The organism is Vibrio iocasae (assembly GCF_042245395.1).
Classification (GTDB): Bacteria; Pseudomonadota; Gammaproteobacteria; order Enterobacterales; family Vibrionaceae; genus Vibrio; species Vibrio iocasae.
Window position 1 is genome coordinate 1,096,073 of the sequence record NZ_CP145311.1, and the last position, 15,337, is coordinate 1,111,409.

Below are 15,337 nucleotides of genomic sequence, written 5' to 3' on the forward strand. Positions count from 1 at the left end.
ATGGCAGCTAACTTCGAACAGGAAACATTAGCCAAATGGAAGAGTGAGTATGGCGAAGAAGCTCATTATCTTTCTAAAGATAATTTTCCATTTAATTGCTTTGATCCTATATGGACGCTTAACGCTGCGGGACCTAAAGGCACAACAGCAGATATCTCGTGTATTTTTGATAGTCAACTGACTAGTGAGGAGCAAAAAGAGTTGATATTTGCTCTTGCAAGATTAGCTAGCGAAAGCGCAGCAAGAAGTATGGACAATTACTTAAGAGCGATTAAATCTCTACTTATTCTTGAGGTTAAGGATTTAAGTGGGCATACGCTAAAAGGTGTATACCCTTTGCTTACAGATTTCACAAAAAAATCTTTTAAAACCATTCTGAATCAACTCGCTGAAACAAATGAAGAATACTATGCGACTGTCAATGATTGGTGGTATGAACAAAATAAGAATATCAAGAAAAGCTTTAACCCATATTGCATTGAAACTGGAGCACTTAGTGAGTTTGAGCAACAGTCATTAGAAGTGTTATTGAAAAAACGGGTTGAAATGGAGTTGAGTCATGCCGAAGATCTGTTTGATAAATGGAAATCAAGAGAGTACACCCAAGCACACCCATTAGCCCATTTGCATAAAACGATGGCGGCTAGACTTAATTACGCATTGGTGCGTAGAGGCGCTAACCTACAACAGTTGAAGTGGAACGATATTCAACCTGTCGGAGCAGAATTTATAAACGAAGATGGTGTTGTAGACGATAATATAAATGCTCTGAAGTTTTCTGATGAGAATGAACTGCAAGTACGAATATGGAAAGCCAAAACAGGGGCTGCTTATCGCAAACATGTGGAAAAGTATCCTAGACGACTAACTGCATCTAACTCTCTTGAGGTTCTCAGGTACTATCAAATCTATCGGAGTTATCTAGCGAATCGCCTCAATATTTTAAAAATAGAGGTTAGTGAAGAAGAGTTAGATAAGCTTATGTCACGCTCTCCTGTATTTTTTTCCAGAAGACTATTCATAGCAACGTTTGAAAATAAAGCAGAGTTATTTTCCTCCATCACACCTAACGGAGAAGGCTTCCATCAAGGCGGTAAGGATATGTACCAGGCCATAAGGCGCGGATATATGAAGCTAGGAATCAACAGTGACCGCTTACCTACCATCAACGTCAGCAATAACCGAGTTAGGCATACGGTTGGAACACGAGCGGCAATACAAGGACATCCCCTAGTCGTAATTGCAGATATGCTAGGAAATACCACAAGGTCTGCAAAGGATTACGTCGATCTAAGCGATGAGCAACGCGCCAATATAGATATAAAGTTTATTGGAAATAACCAACTAATAAAAATGTTTTCCTCAACAGTGCCCGACCTGAAGAAAGATCCGCGCTTCACAATTTGTGATGGATACCATAACGAAGCGGGGCAAAGCAAAAGCCTGGAAACATGCAATTCCTGCGATGAAATAAAGCGTCCGTTAGCGTGCTATGGCTGTGATAATTTTAGACCACTTGTTGATGGTGACCATGAGAACATCCTAGCCGACGCAAACCGCCTGTACGAGAGCCGAAAAAAACAAGGAACCCCTGAGCACACGTTGTCAAAGTTGCGCTATCAAATCAGATGGGTAGAGATAGCAATCATTCTTTGCAATGAGCATAAAATAAAAAAGGTAGAGAGTAATGTTGAATAGATATCGAAACGCAGCCTTAAAGCTTATTGAAGATAGAAAGCGAATACCTTTAGTCAACATCACTAATAAAAATGGTCAAGCAGCGAGCTGGAACGACGACTGGTGGAAGGTATTGAAATCTGATGGAAGTTCAATGTGTACCCCCCTTCATCGCATGTTGGAGCCTGGCCAATACTCAACAAAAGAACGTGCCCAAAATCTTGCTTTTCCAGATGAATATAGGCAGTTGATAATGTGCTGGATTTTAGAACTTCGCAATACAAGCAATAGTAATATTTACCATTCTGCAACGGCAATAAGGCAATTTTTAGGTAAAGTAGATTTGTTCGCTCTTTCACAGCAATCGCTGAATCAAGTAATAGAGAATAATAAAGGAAAGAGATGGGTTGCCCTAATACCCAAACTCCTCACTTGGTTATCATCACACAACATCGTTCCTTCGTCATTGAAAGGAAAAAATTGCACTACAGCAGGTCGAGATTCTCCCGACTATATCAAAGAAAAAGCAGCAAGCAAGATGCCCGATGAGAGAGCGCTATATGCATTTTGCGCAATCAAAAATGAGGTAATCCCAAGTGAAGCACCAAAAGCTACATATCTACCAGACCTATCTCAAGCACTAGTCGTTTCGAGTTGCGTCTTAGGCTTAAGTTCTCCACAAAGAGCAGCAATGGAACAATTCGTATTACCTAAATGTGAACTACAGTCTAAGACAGTCAAGAAAGAGGGTGAGAAGCGTAAAGTCTATTGGATAGACTGGCTAGGCTCGAAAGGATTTAAGGCTAACAGAAAGCATTTCTTCCAAGCAGCCGCCGAGCCAGTATGTGAAGTTCTAAACTTTTGGAATGAAGCCGGTGAACCAGCTCGTATCTTATGTCGCTTTTACGAGAACCCTAATGCACCCCTTAAAAAGTTATTGGGTAACTACAAACCTTTGAAGGTTGGGCAGTATAACCTGAATAAACCGATTAACAACATGTTCGTTTTGGGAGACCTCTTAGGCTTTTATAGCCAAGATAAAATGGTCACTATACACCCAGAAAATGTACATGAGAATAAGCCAAAAACACGAATAGCTATTAAAAATTTAACTTTAAATACTCGGCTTAGCTTCGGGGTCAATAGCCACTTAATTGGCGTGAATGGTGATAACAAGAATTTCAAAAAGCTCATGACCGTAGCTGAATTCCAAGAGTTATGGATAAAACACATTAAGAAAAATGTGCCTACATTTCCTTATCGCCTTGAAGGCGATAACCGTGTCCGATTGAGTGATGCTCTATTTATTGGGACTGGAGCGCAACTAACTTACAAAAAAGGCTATTACGACTTAGCCAAAAGCTTCTATGCGATTGAAACAGCAAATATGCCTAAGTATGTAAGGTCGCGCCTTAGCTCTTCCAGACACTTTAATATATTCAAACAACATGGCTTTGCCGACGATATCCGTTTAACACCTTACCAACTTAGGCATTGGGGCAATACGATGATGCAAAAATCTGACCTCTCTGATGTGGTGATTGCATTGGTTTCAGGCCGAAGAAATGCTAATCAAAATGCTGTTTATGACCATGAAACAGACGAAGAAAAAGTCACTAAGGTTCACCGCCTGTTTAGCGATGAGTTATCAGATGAAGAAATGAAAAACCAAATCCGCGTCATGGGCCATGAAGAATATAAACGAGTCACTGGTAAAGCGGCTACGATTATGCCTACAGGTGCTTGTACGCAGGAGCTATCGACTAGCCCGTGTATCTATCTTAACGACTTTGAAACACACTGCGCCCTTTGTTCATCGAGCTGCCACTTTGCACATGACTCTGAGGCAATCTCACTACTAAAGCATGACTTGTTAGTGCAGAAAACGCGACTAAACAGCGTCAAAGGAAATAGTCACTTACGAATTGATGTTCGGCTACAAAGTTGGTTCCTAAACCACCACAAAAGAACTAGTTACCTTGAGCAACTTATAGCACTAATGGAGCGTGAAGACTTAAAAATCGGCGTGGCAATTAAGTTTGTAAGTAATAAGAACGTTTTTACTTTAACCGATTTGCAATCGCGCACCGTAACTCATATGAAGGTGAGCCTTCCGAACTCTAAAGCTGCGTTAGACGGTATTCTGGAAAGCACTCAGCCCGAATCAACTAAAAGCGAGAACGCTGTTGAATTGACTAATTTACTATCATCTTTTGGAGTGGAGGTAACTGACCTATGACCTCTACAAAATACAAAAACAAAGCCCTTGAGCACAACCAAATAAATAAGATCAAAGTACTCATTAGAAGTTGGAACCACAAGCTTACTTGGGAAAAATTAATTGCATCCATTAATACCGATTTAGGAATAGAAATATCACGACAAGCGCTCAGTTCTTATGACGGTATTAAAAAAGAGTATAAGAACAGAAAGAACGTCCTTCGAGGTGCACCACTCAATCTAACTAGCAGCGCATCTAAGAGTGAAGTTGAATTACAAAAAAGGATAGAAAGGCTAGAGGCTGAGATAGAAGTAAAAAATGAGTGCATCGAAAAGCAGTTAGCGATGATTAAGGATATGCTCGCCAATGCACAAGAAATCCCTAATTACAACATTAACGACCTTGTTAGGCCAAGGAATGATTAATATGGAAGTCGCTGCAATCATAGAAGAGTTTAATGCGTGGAAAGACTCTGTTGCAGGTCGAAACGGACGATGCGCTATTGTCGATGACTGGCTTAAGCGTAGAAAGCTTAAACGTACAGCTATTGCCAATGTGATTGGTGTAGCTCCTGATACTTTTGAGCTGCTATGTTACCTAGACGAACCCACGAAAGACTATGATGAGTTTGCAAAGCTTTTGCGTCAACGAGAAGTGATCTCTAAAGACACAAATATATCTCGCTTTCATTGCATGGTTGAAAACTTCAAGGGTGAAGGCGGATCATACTCTAAAGCACATAGTTGGGTTAACGGGTCTAAACTTATCCGTAAGAAAATTATCGAACACTTTGGGATTGGCAAAAAAGCGATTACAGGTAAGCGTCCAGAGGATCCAGAGCTTGCGCGCATGTTCAACCGCTTTGAAAATGAACTTCGCAAACCTGAACAAGCAATATTGCCACCTATTGATGGTGACAGCAAAGCAAAGTCTGAGGATAAAAATCCTGTGAAATTTGAATCGAGACCGTCTCACTAGACGCTATTTATCTCTCTATCATATTGTTTTTCATACTCTACAGGCGATAGCCGATTATTGGAACCATGCCTGCTTTTTACTTTGTAGAACATCTCGATATATTCGAAGATACCCGAGCGGGCATTTTGACCTGACCCCGAGAACTAATACAGCACTCCCTTAGTAATGTCTATTAAAATCCCGTTGTTTGATTCTGTTCTTGTGGGGAATAATTTTGAAATGGTGTTACTAAACCTAAGACCAGAAAAGATGAATGGATACTGGCTACTTTACAGAGAGTTGGCTATAAAAAGACCTGTATTGCGCTCGCCAACAAAACCGTACGAACAGCCTGGGCTCTATTAAAACATAGCGCGAAGTATCAACCTGAATTTCTGACGGCTTAACAGCTAAAAATATTCTACGAAGATTAAAAATCTAAAAGGTAAGACCAACCAACTGGGAACCTGTTAAGAACCGAAGCCTTAAAGGCTATCGTACTGTTGAGGACAGTAGGTGCGGATACACCAAAGATCATAGGATAGCTTCCTTTAAAAAGATCGAATATACGTACGCATCTTAATTTATAGTAAATTTGTCTTTGTAAAATAGTGGATTCCTTATAGGTTCTTAGGAGGGCGGCACCTGGCAACAGGTGTCGCCTATCCGACAGAGGTGTAGTGTCAAAGCGGAAGGAGAACAAAAGTGAAAGGAGAACGTTTTGTCATCTAACTCGCTATCCGGTGACAGCAAGTTAGCTACAGTCTGGTCTTTCGTTCTGTTGCACAGGATTCAGCTCAGGTTACAAATGCTGCAATAACCCTTTCCTTGAACTGCCCTAAATTCAGTTCATTTAAGCTGGGTGGCAGGTTAGGAGCTATGCCTTGTCTGTCTGATGGTGATATCCCTTGCCAAAGCACTCTGGGTTTACTTTCCGTTTGTCTATCTGGCTTGTTCATTGACTTGTTCTGGTTCCCTAAAGGCTCGGGTGCTAATGACGAGCTCCGTTCTCCGGCTTTAATAAATAGGCATGAGTCCGGTATGTCTTTTTCTATCTCTTCAGCAAATGAAACCAAGTTTTCTTCTGCAAAGGTATACAACCATGCTTCCTGATTCTGAGCATCGTTAACCCGTAGCACTCTACCCAAGACTTGTCGGAAATAGAGCTCCGTCTTTATAGAACTGAGATGGCAACAGACTTGTAGACGTGGGATATCAGTCCCTTCACTAATCATACCGACACTAATGATCCATTGGGTTTGTCCAACTCGAAATTGTTCAATGGTTCCCAAAGGATTGTCGTGATGATAAGTCACTATTTGTGTAGTTTGGTGAAAAACTTCAGATAAAAGGGTTTGTATCTCAATAGCATGGCTAACAGATGCTGCAACCACAACACCTCCCGCATTGGGGTTCTCAGTTCTTATGCTTTCAAGTTTCTGGCACCCCAGCCCCAGCAGGTAAAGCATAGCTTCTTTGTTGTACAGGATGCTTTGATAAGATGTCGACGTCTGCTTAAGAAGCTCAAGGATTGAAGAAAAGCTTTTAGATTTTCCACCCTCTGAAATGGAAAGGTGCTCGTTATCGACTAACGCAATTTTCGGAGCTCGGCAAACTCGGTCTTCGATTGCCTGCTTAAGGCTATATTGATAATCACACTGGATGTACCCGTCTGGCCCAGAGTATTCTGCCAGGGTGATCGGCATGAAATCAGAGCGCCAGGGAGTGCCGGATAAGCCTAATGTAAACTTGGCTATGCCCTGTATGCGAGTCAATATCTGTTCACCCCAGACATTCGCATTGTGCACTTCATCGCCCGAGCAATGGTGTATTTCATCAAAGACAACCAGAACGCGATACTTTTTTATCGTATCCCAGAAACTATTTGGTAGATATTTGATCGATTGATAGGTGAAAGATGCCCCCAGTGCACCGAGCCCACCATTAAAAGAGCAGTCTAACTTCCACGAAAATGTTCCTTGTATACCTTGAGCAATAGTAAGAGAAGGGGAAAAACAAAGAACTAAATCGATTTCATCAGCTTGGAGAAGCTTTTTGGCGACCTCAGCCGCCATTACTGTTTTGCCCGCCCCAGGTGTAGCCTGAACCTGGAAGTGACGCTTTCCGGCTAAAAAGTTTTCAACAGCGAGGGACACGCTTTCAGCTTGCCAGTTCCTTAGCATGACGACTCCAAGCGTTGTATTAGGCTGATGGCGTGGTTTAGAGCATTGACTTTAGCCAAATATATAACAGATTGTTCTTGTGACTCCTCCGACTTAGCGAGCAGCTCTGTTTTAATGTCTGGTAGTCGTTTGGCAAGATGTCGATACTCATCGACTTCTGTCAATGCTATCTTCAGTTCAGCTTCAAAACGTAACTTTTCTTGCATAAGGTCATTTAATTTATTTTTCTCGGAGGTATCGGTAACCGCTATCACATCTGCAGTGGTCGTTCGGATGTTGGAAGAAAATTCAGTAGCATGAAATAACTCGGTTTTGTGGTAGGTCGTTTTTCTACCTTTACCTTTAGTGATAACCAAACCGAGTGTTTTTAGCTTCAGCATGTGCCTGTAAATGAACTTTCTCGCGTCACTTGCGCTAGTAAAATCTCTTGAGGATTTCATTAGCTCGTTTCTAAATCCAGGTATGGTTAAACCATCTAAATTCTTATCTATCAATAAGATGTAAATTTTATTATTAAGGTATGACTTACCACTCATCGCCATTTTAACTCGTTACAAAAAAACTAAGGATTGCTTAGTATACAGAAATAGGTAAAACTAAGAAAATCTTAGTTATGTAGAGGCTAATGATTATGAAAGATAAGTGTCGTCCAATAACCCAATCCCATTGCGGCTTAAAGAAGCACGAAAAAAAGCAAACATCTCCCAAAAAGAGCTTGGGATACGCATAGGCATGGATGAAAGCTCTGCGAGCCCGCGAATGAATCAATATGAAAAAGGCAAGCATACACCAGATGTGCAGACTCTTAAGCTGATAGCAAAGGAACTAGGGGTGCCTCTGAGCTACTTTTTTTGTGAGGATGATACTTCAGCCAAGTTGGTCGTTGCTATTTCGAAGTTGTCAGATGAGCAGCGCGATACTCTGCTAGAGTATCTCGATGGCCTTTTGCCGAAAGAACAGCAATAGCGAGGCTATAATACATTGGCGGTTTGAGTTTGTCCCAATTGAATCAATGATATCTTCGAGTATTGTGGATTGAAATAAGATGAATTAGTCTGGTCTCTACCTGTCGGATACCAAATTACTATGCAACATAATCGTACAGGTTCGCCTACCTTGTTAATGCCCCTTCGTGAGCCAGCGAGTTTTTCAATCGATGTATAGCATAACCGGCTTTCCATACTTTATTAAGCTTAAGCTACTGGACGGATTGAGCACACATACAACAAACATTGGAGCTTCTTTTGTTCTCTTTTCGTTTAAATGCGTTTACCACCGCGCACCTGCGCTTGAGTTCTAATAAATAATTTAACGGTATATCATTAGCTTGTGCCGTTTTATAGAGCTTAGATAGTTTTGCTTTGTATCTTCGACTGATATACCGCATAACCACTCCTATGTTTCTCATTGTTAAATAATAAAAAAATCAAGACCTTAAGTGAATTTATCTAAGAAAATACCGCAACTCTAATCTTGAAGATGAGTTTTTTCACAGTTGTATTACCAAGTAAAGTATTTGAATAAGCAGGCGTCAAAGCAAATTATTGGTAGCAATATCTTCTTGACATAATATCTGCCTTAATAGATATTTACCGTGTTTTCAGAATTTAAGAGTTTGTGATGCGACAAAAAATGCACACAATTTGGGTAACAGTACTGACGTTAGCGGCTATCATGCTCTCTAGCGTAGTAAGTAGTGCCCCTCTTATGCCTTTGCAAATGCTCGCTGACACTCAAATGAGTATGTCGACGAGTGAAGGTGACTCGCATTGCGCTTCGTCTCTTGACAATGTATCGAGCGAACAGCAAGAGTGTTGTGATGGAGACAGCATGACCTCCGAACATCAATGTTGTTACAGCAGTTGTGTTGGTAACTATTCTGTCATTACAACTCCGGTTTACGAGTTGTCACAAACCTCGGTTCTCATTCTTATCTCAAAAGAGTCCATAAATCGAGCCAGCTCTATCGCCAGCGCTCTGTTTCGCCCACCCATCGCTTAAATTCCATCGGATGACCTAAGGTCATCATTTTCGTTTCACGCGGTTTTTCCGTGTGACTTGTTCTATTTGCAAACTATTGGTTTCGGCTAACTGTTTGCATCAGTAAACGATTGGAATTCAAAGTGAACATTAAACCAATTGCGTTAGCACTGGCATTGAATGCCGTGCTGGCACCTTCCTATGCCAGTGAAGGTCAATTTACTCTAAGTAACATTATTGAGCTCGCGGTGGCCCGCGATCAGGGACTCGTTCAGCTCAACTCACAAGCCTTATCGCTCAAGGAAACCGGTGTTGCCAGCGCAACCTTGATGGACCCAAAGGTTAAATTTGGTGTAGGTGGCCTACCTGTCGACAGTTTTCAGTTCGATGACGATGCCATGACCAATATTTCTGTTGGGCTGTCTCAACAGTTCAGCCGTGGCGCAACGCTCGATTTATCCAAGAAACAATACGAACAGCAGGCTCAGGTTATCAATTATCAGGCCGAGCTGCGAAAACTTGATATCGCAAAAAGCATTACGCAACTGTGGATAGAGCTTAGATATCTGGTCCGGGCAAATGAGCTTACCGAAGAAATGCGTGAACTCATGCTGGAAATGACCCAGTTCATAGAGACCAACTACTCCCTCGGCAAAAGTGAAACGCAAGACTTGCTTTATGCAGAGCTTCAGGTTAGTCAACTCGACGAAAAGCTCCAGAAAAACCGACAAATGCAACAACGTGTTCGTGCACAACTCTCTGAGTGGGTAGAAGCCGAATATGTTCGTCAGATAGATGTGAGTACTGCTAAAAGCACTCAATGGAGCTCCCTCGTCGAACTGGACAAAACACTGCAGTCAGGTGGCACGGAATTTTACGATTTGCTGGTTTCCCACCCGAAAGTCAAAGCCGCAGAACAAAATATTCAACGTAAAGAAACTCAAGTGTCTATCGCTGAGCAATCTTACACGCCTCAATTCGGAGTTGAAGTGGCGTATGCCTACAGACAGGCGAACGGAATGAATGGTCAGCCAGCATCGGATTTAGTCAGCGCTTATCTGACCATGGACATTCCCCTGTTCACCGACAAAAAACAAGACCGAAAATACGCAGCGGCTCAACATCAGGTTGGCGCAGCTAAGTCTCAAAAAGATCTCCTTCTGGTTCAGATGAATGCCAGAGTCAACACCTTGATTTCCGAGAAACATAATCTGGAAGAGCGGATTCAGCGCTACCAAAAAGTACTGGTCAAGCAAGCGAAAGAGCGCACTCAGGCCACCGAACGTGGATACGAAAACAATACGGTTCAGTTTAGTGACGTGATAACGGCAGTCAGAGATGAACTCATGATCGCCAAAGAAGAGGCGCGGCTAGTGGCCGATCTAAACAACACCCAAAATGAACTTGCCTATGTGCTTAACCAATATGACCAGAATATCACCGAACTAAGCGCAAACTACCAACTAGAGGAGAATAATCAATGAAATCACTACCTGCAGCCACACTGGCGCTTCTCATCGGTGGCGTTTTAGGTTTTACCGGAAATCAATATTTATTGGGCGGACATGAGATGTCGTCAGACTCTATGTCCGATTCAGGAGAAAAAGAGCCACTTTATTGGGTTGCACCGATGGATCCTAACTATCGCAGAGATGCTCCGGGCAAATCTCCGATGGGGATGGACCTAATCCCGGTTTATGAAGAAGAGTCCGGAGGCAGTGCAAAGAAAGGCACGGTTAAGATTGACCCGGCAGTAGAAAATAACCTTGGGGTTAAAACCGCCAGCGCCTCCTTAAACAAATTAGCACCGCAGATTGATACCGTGGGATACATCAATTTTGATGAAAGTCGTTTGTGGCAAACCAACAGCCGGGTGAGTGGTTGGGTGGAAACACTGAATGTAGATGCGGTTGGAGAGAAGGTATCTAAAGGTGATGTGCTTTTTACCCTCTACTCCCCTGAGCTGGTGAAAGCGCAAGAAGAGTTGCTCAATGCCTACCGCTCTGGCCGCAAAGGGCTGGTTAACGGAGCAAGAGAACGCCTGGTTGCCCTGGGATTAGATAAAAGCCAGATTAACCAGATTGTAAAACGAGGACGTGCGAGCCAGAACGTTGCCATAAAAGCCCCGGCTGATGGGGTGATTGCTCAGCTGAATATTCGTGAAGGGGGCTATATTTCTCCGGCTCAAACGGTTATCAGTGCGGGGCCGCTGGATGAAGTGTGGATAGATGTCGAAGTGTTTGAGCGTCAGTCTCATTGGGTCGATGTGGGCAGCAATGCCACTATGGTTTTGAGCGCCTTTCCGGGAAGTAGCTGGAAAGGGGAAGTTGATTTTATTTATCCCATTCTAGATGCGAAAACACGAACCCTGCGAGTGCGTTTAAAGTTTGCAAACGAAGATGGCGCCCTTAAGCCAAACATGTTCGCCAGCGTGGTACTTCAGGCAGAATCTGAAGCACCAGTACTGACTATCCCAAGAGAATCGGTCATTCGCTCTGGAGGCATGACCCGAGTGGTATTGTCTGAAGGCGAGGGTAAATACCGCTCTGCACGAATCGAGGTCGGCAGAGAAGCGGGAGATGTCATTGAGGTGATCGCTGGACTCTCTGAAGGGGATAAGGTCGTGACCTCTGCTCAGTTTATGCTCGACTCTGAATCCAGTCAGAGCGCAGATCTTGCCCGAATCAATGGGGTAGAAGCCGATAACCCGAGTGTCTGGGCAAAAGGACAGATTACCGACATGATGGCCGGACATCGCATGGCGACGATTAATCACCAACCTGTCGAAGAGTGGCAATGGCCAGGTATGGTCATGAACTTTACCTTTGCTGAGGGGTTAGATATCGAAACGGTTCAGTCGGGCCAGTCTATCGAATTTGAAATCCAGAAAACCGACTCTGGTCAATATGAAATTCTGGACTTTACCGTCGGTGATTCTGTTGTTGCGAACGAGCTATGGGTCACTGGTGAGATAAGCATGCTTATGGCAGATTTCGGTATGCTGACCGTCAGTCATGAGCCCGTCGCGGAATGGAGCTGGGATGCGGGAGAGATGAACTTCTCAGTGGATGAGGCCGTTGACTTGTCCCCCTTTTCCGAAGGGCAACAGGTTCGTTTTCTAATCAACAAATCCGGCAAAGAGCCAAAACTTATCACGCTTGAGTCGGCAGGAGGTAAACAATGATCCCTGCCATTATCAGATGGTCTCTGAACAATCGATTTGTTGTTCTGGTGTTTACTTTGTTTTTGGTGTTTGCCGGGCTATTTAGTGTTAAAAACACGCCGGTTGATGCACTGCCGGATCTCTCGGATGTTCAGGTCATCATCAAGACAAGTTATCCAGGGCAAGCACCACAAGTTGTTGAAGATCAAGTGACCTATCCGCTGACAACAGCCATGCTGGCCGTACCGGGTGCAGAGACGGTTCGTGGTTACTCCTTCTTTGGAGATTCCTATGTTTACATCATCTTCAATGATGATACAGACATGTACTGGGCCCGCTCCAGAGTACTGGAGTATCTAAGCCAGGTCGCACCGAACCTTCCTGCCAATGCGAAACCGACACTTGGGCCAGATGCCACGGGTGTAGGCTGGGTATACAGCTATGTGCTTCAGGACAAAACGGGGCAGCATGACTTGGCCGAGCTTCGTAGCTATCAGGATTGGTTTTTAAAGTATGAACTGCAAACCGTCGATGGGGTGTCTGAAGTGGCGACCGTTGGCGGCATGGTTAAGCAATACCAGATACAAATTGATCCTGCCAGATTGCGCGCTTACGACCTGACGCTACAGCAAGTTAATAACGCGATTAAGATGGGTAACCAGGAGACAGGTGCATCGGTAATCGAAGTCGCTGAAGCGGAACATATGGTGCGAACAACGGGTTACTTGTCCGGTATTGAAGATATCAAAGCACTCCCACTCAAGGTAACAGAGAAAGGTACACCACTGCTATTGGGCGATATTGCCGACATCAACTTGGGGCCACAGATGCGTCGAGGTATCTCCGAGTTTAACGGTGAAGGGGAAGCGGTCGGCGGTGTTATCGTGATGCGTTTTGGTGAAAATGCCAGTGCGGTCATTGACAATGTAAAGTTAAAGCTAGCTGAGCTGCAATCCAGCCTGCCTGAAGGGGTTGAGATTGTTGCTACTTATGACCGTTCAACACTGATCAATAAAGCGGTCGAAAACCTGTGGGAGAAGCTGGCGGAAGAGTTTATCGTGGTTGCGATTGTATGCGCGCTCTTCCTGTTCCATATCCGTTCATCGTTAGTCATTGCGCTCAGCTTGCCTGTGGGTATTTTGTCTGCCTTTATCGTCATGCATTGGCAGGGCATCAACGCCAACATCATGTCACTTGGTGGTATCGCTATCGCCATTGGCGCCATGGTTGACGGGGCTATCGTGATGATCGAAAACGTGCATAAGCATATTGAACGAACCCCGCTAACGGACAAAAACCGATGGCAGGTAATTGGTAAAGCGGCTGAGGAAGTGGGGGCTCCGCTGTTCTTCTCGCTGCTTATCATTACGCTGAGCTTTGTTCCGGTATTCGCGCTCGAAGGGCAAGAAGGCAAAATGTTCTCGCCACTGGCATTTACCAAGACCTATGCCATGGCCGCGGCCGCTGGCTTGTCTATCACTCTGGTGCCCGTCTTGATGGGCTATCTGGTTCGGGGGAAAATTCTACCTGAGCACAAGAACCCGGTGAACCGACTTCTTATCGCTTTGTACAAACCCGTGCTCAATGTCAGCCTGAAATACCCTAAGAGCATGGTACTTATTGCGCTTGCCCTGATGTTATCGGCGTACGTCCCTATCACTAAGATGGGTAGCGAGTTTATCCCTCCTCTGGACGAAGGAGACCTGATGTATATGCCAACAACCTATCCCGGCATCTCCATCGGTAAGGCTCGTGAGCTCTTACAGCAGACCAACAAGCTTATTAAAACCGTACCAGAGGTGAAAACAGTATGGGGCAAAGTTGGACGGGCAGAAAGTGCGACAGATCCGGCTCCGCTGACCATGGTTGAGACGGTTATTCAGCTAAAGCCGAAAGAGGAGTGGCGTGAGGGCGTCACAACGGATTCTCTACGACAGGAGTTTGACAGCCTTATCCAGTTCCCTGGTCTAACCAATGCTTTTGTAATGCCAATCAAAACTCGTATCGATATGTTGTCGACAGGTATCAAAACACCTATCGGAATAAAAATCGCCGGTTCAGATCTCAAGGTCATTGAAAAAATTGGGGCAGAGCTGGAGCCGATTCTCAATAACATCGAGGGTACGGCCTCAGTTTATGCTGAGCGTGTCGCCGGTGGCCGATATGTGACCATTGATATCAAACGCAGACAGGCCGCTCGTTATGGCCTGAGTATCAAACAGATCCAGCAGGTTATCTCAACCGCGATAGGTGGTATGAACGTAGGCGAAACCACCGAAGGTCTGGAGCGTTATCCGATTAATGTTCGCTACCCTCAGGCATACCGAGACTCCATTGAAAAACTGCAAAGCCTTCCACTGGTGACACCAAGCGGTGCACGCATCGCGCTCGCGGATGTGGCGGAAGTCCGTTTTGAAGATGGTCCTCCGATGATTAAAACCGAAAATGCACGCCCTAACGGGTGGGTGTTTGTCGATATTGCCGGGCGAGATCTTGGTTCATACGTCGCTGAAGCAAGGCAAGCGGTATCCGAGCAACTGGCTTTGCCAGCTGGTTATTCCCTTGCCTGGTCTGGGCAATACGAATATATGGAGCGAGCAAAAGCGCGGCTTAGCATCGTCACACCCGTGACCATTGCCATCATCATGTTGCTTTTGTATTTCAGCTTCAGACGCGTTGGCGAAGTCATGATCATCATGTTCACTCTGCCTCTGGCGATGGTGGGCGGGCTCTGGTTGATGCACTACCTGAACTACAACTTCTCTATTGCGGTCGGCGTGGGCTTTATCGCCCTATCTGGTGTGGCGGTAGAGATAGGCGTCATCATGCTGGTTTATCTCAATCAGGCATGGCACCACCGAAAACTTGATTTGATGGAAGATAAGAAACCGCTTACGACCCAAGACTTAAAAGAGTCGATTGTCGAAGGAGCTGGTCTGCGCGTTCGTCCCATCATGATGACGGTTCTTACGGTCATTATCGGTTTAATCCCAATTATGCAGGGCTCCGGAACAGGTTCTGAAGTAATGCAACGTATCGCAGCACCCATGATTGGGGGAATGGCTTCAGCCATCGTACTCACCCTGCTGGTTCTTCCAGCCATCTTTAAGCTCTGGAAACAGCGCGAAGTTAACAAGCAATAACGAACAACATGCG

Annotated in this window: 11 protein-coding genes and 1 pseudogene; 9 read left to right on the forward strand and 3 right to left on the reverse strand. The window is 44.4% G+C overall.

Annotated elements, in window-relative coordinates; translation table 11 throughout:
* The 4 genes from SNR28_RS14750 to SNR28_RS14765 are packed head-to-tail and all read left to right on the forward strand — an operon-like array spanning position 1 to position 4,876.
* The gene (locus SNR28_RS14750) at positions 1-1,698 is read left to right on the forward strand and encodes a hypothetical protein (protein WP_375753414.1); all 1,698 of its coding nucleotides are present in this window, start codon (positions 1-3) and stop codon (positions 1,696-1,698) included.
* Positions 1,688-3,916 carry a hypothetical protein gene (locus tag SNR28_RS14755; RefSeq protein ID WP_375753415.1) on the forward strand — a complete coding sequence of 743 codons (2,229 nt, stop codon included), beginning with the start codon at positions 1,688-1,690 and terminating at the stop codon, positions 3,914-3,916. Before SNR28_RS14750 ends, SNR28_RS14755 begins: the two co-directional genes overlap by 11 nt.
* Positions 3,913-4,323 carry a hypothetical protein gene (locus tag SNR28_RS14760; RefSeq protein ID WP_375753416.1) on the forward strand — a complete coding sequence of 137 codons (411 nt, stop codon included), beginning with the start codon at positions 3,913-3,915 and terminating at the stop codon, positions 4,321-4,323. Before SNR28_RS14755 ends, SNR28_RS14760 begins: the two co-directional genes overlap by 4 nt.
* A gap of 1 nt (position 4,324) precedes the next feature.
* A complete protein-coding gene (locus tag SNR28_RS14765; protein WP_375753418.1) occupies positions 4,325-4,876 on the forward strand; it encodes a hypothetical protein in 552 nt (183 codons plus the stop codon).
* On the opposite strand, the pseudogene SNR28_RS14770 reads toward SNR28_RS14765, so the two are convergent.
* The 3 genes and pseudogenes from SNR28_RS14770 to SNR28_RS14780 all read right to left on the reverse strand — a co-directional run.
* Positions 4,873-4,998 (reverse strand): annotated as a pseudogene (locus SNR28_RS14770) (IS3 family transposase); the annotation flags it as partial. The gene SNR28_RS14765 and the pseudogene SNR28_RS14770 overlap by 4 nt on opposite strands.
* A gap of 654 nt (positions 4,999-5,652) precedes the next feature.
* Positions 5,653-7,038 carry a DEAD/DEAH box helicase gene (locus SNR28_RS14775; protein WP_375753419.1) on the reverse strand — a complete coding sequence of 462 codons (1,386 nt, stop codon included), beginning with the start codon at positions 7,036-7,038 and terminating at the stop codon, positions 5,653-5,655.
* Positions 7,032-7,478 carry a phage tail tape measure protein gene (locus SNR28_RS14780; protein ID WP_375753420.1) on the reverse strand — a complete coding sequence of 149 codons (447 nt, stop codon included), beginning with the start codon at positions 7,476-7,478 and terminating at the stop codon, positions 7,032-7,034. Before SNR28_RS14780 ends, SNR28_RS14775 begins: the two co-directional genes overlap by 7 nt.
* A 202-nt stretch (positions 7,479-7,680) precedes the next feature.
* Here SNR28_RS14780 and SNR28_RS14785 point away from each other — a divergent pair, with 202 nt between their 5' ends.
* From SNR28_RS14785 to SNR28_RS14805, 5 genes are all read left to right on the forward strand, one after another.
* Positions 7,681-8,004, forward strand: coding sequence for a helix-turn-helix domain-containing protein (locus SNR28_RS14785; RefSeq protein WP_375753421.1), 324 nt, complete (start codon positions 7,681-7,683; stop codon positions 8,002-8,004).
* A gap of 654 nt (positions 8,005-8,658) precedes the next feature.
* A complete protein-coding gene (locus SNR28_RS14790) occupies positions 8,659-9,039 on the forward strand; it encodes a hypothetical protein (protein ID WP_375753422.1) in 381 nt (126 codons plus the stop codon).
* Between the two features lie 128 nt (positions 9,040-9,167).
* Positions 9,168-10,502 (forward strand): TolC family protein, encoded by a 1,335-nt coding sequence (locus tag SNR28_RS14795; RefSeq protein ID WP_375754091.1) that lies wholly within the window; start codon positions 9,168-9,170, stop codon positions 10,500-10,502.
* Positions 10,499-12,202 carry an efflux RND transporter periplasmic adaptor subunit gene (locus SNR28_RS14800; protein WP_375753424.1) on the forward strand — a complete coding sequence of 568 codons (1,704 nt, stop codon included), beginning with the start codon at positions 10,499-10,501 and terminating at the stop codon, positions 12,200-12,202. The genes SNR28_RS14795 and SNR28_RS14800 overlap by 4 nt, the downstream gene beginning before the upstream one ends.
* Positions 12,199-15,324 carry an efflux RND transporter permease subunit gene (locus tag SNR28_RS14805; protein ID WP_375753426.1) on the forward strand — a complete coding sequence of 1,042 codons (3,126 nt, stop codon included), beginning with the start codon at positions 12,199-12,201 and terminating at the stop codon, positions 15,322-15,324. The genes SNR28_RS14800 and SNR28_RS14805 overlap by 4 nt, the downstream gene beginning before the upstream one ends.
* The last annotated feature ends 13 nt before the right edge of the window (positions 15,325-15,337 follow it).

Bases quoted from the DNA above. Each gene is read 5' to 3' on its own strand.
- SNR28_RS14760 (WP_375753416.1), top strand. From the start codon at position 3,913: ATGACCTCTACAAAATACAAAAACAAAGCCCTTGAGCACAACCAAATA.
- SNR28_RS14805 (WP_375753426.1), top strand. From the start codon at position 12,199: ATGATCCCTGCCATTATCAGATGGTCTCTGAACAATCGATTTGTTGTT.
- SNR28_RS14755 (WP_375753415.1), top strand. From the start codon at position 1,688: ATGTTGAATAGATATCGAAACGCAGCCTTAAAGCTTATTGAAGATAGA.
- SNR28_RS14780 (WP_375753420.1), bottom strand. From the start codon at position 7,478: ATGAAATCCTCAAGAGATTTTACTAGCGCAAGTGACGCGAGAAAGTTC.
- SNR28_RS14765 (WP_375753418.1), top strand. From the start codon at position 4,325: ATGGAAGTCGCTGCAATCATAGAAGAGTTTAATGCGTGGAAAGACTCT.
- SNR28_RS14750 (WP_375753414.1), top strand. From the start codon at position 1: ATGGCAGCTAACTTCGAACAGGAAACATTAGCCAAATGGAAGAGTGAG.
- SNR28_RS14790 (WP_375753422.1), top strand. From the start codon at position 8,659: ATGCGACAAAAAATGCACACAATTTGGGTAACAGTACTGACGTTAGCG.
- SNR28_RS14800 (WP_375753424.1), top strand. From the start codon at position 10,499: ATGAAATCACTACCTGCAGCCACACTGGCGCTTCTCATCGGTGGCGTT.
- SNR28_RS14775 (WP_375753419.1), bottom strand. From the start codon at position 7,038: ATGCTAAGGAACTGGCAAGCTGAAAGCGTGTCCCTCGCTGTTGAAAAC.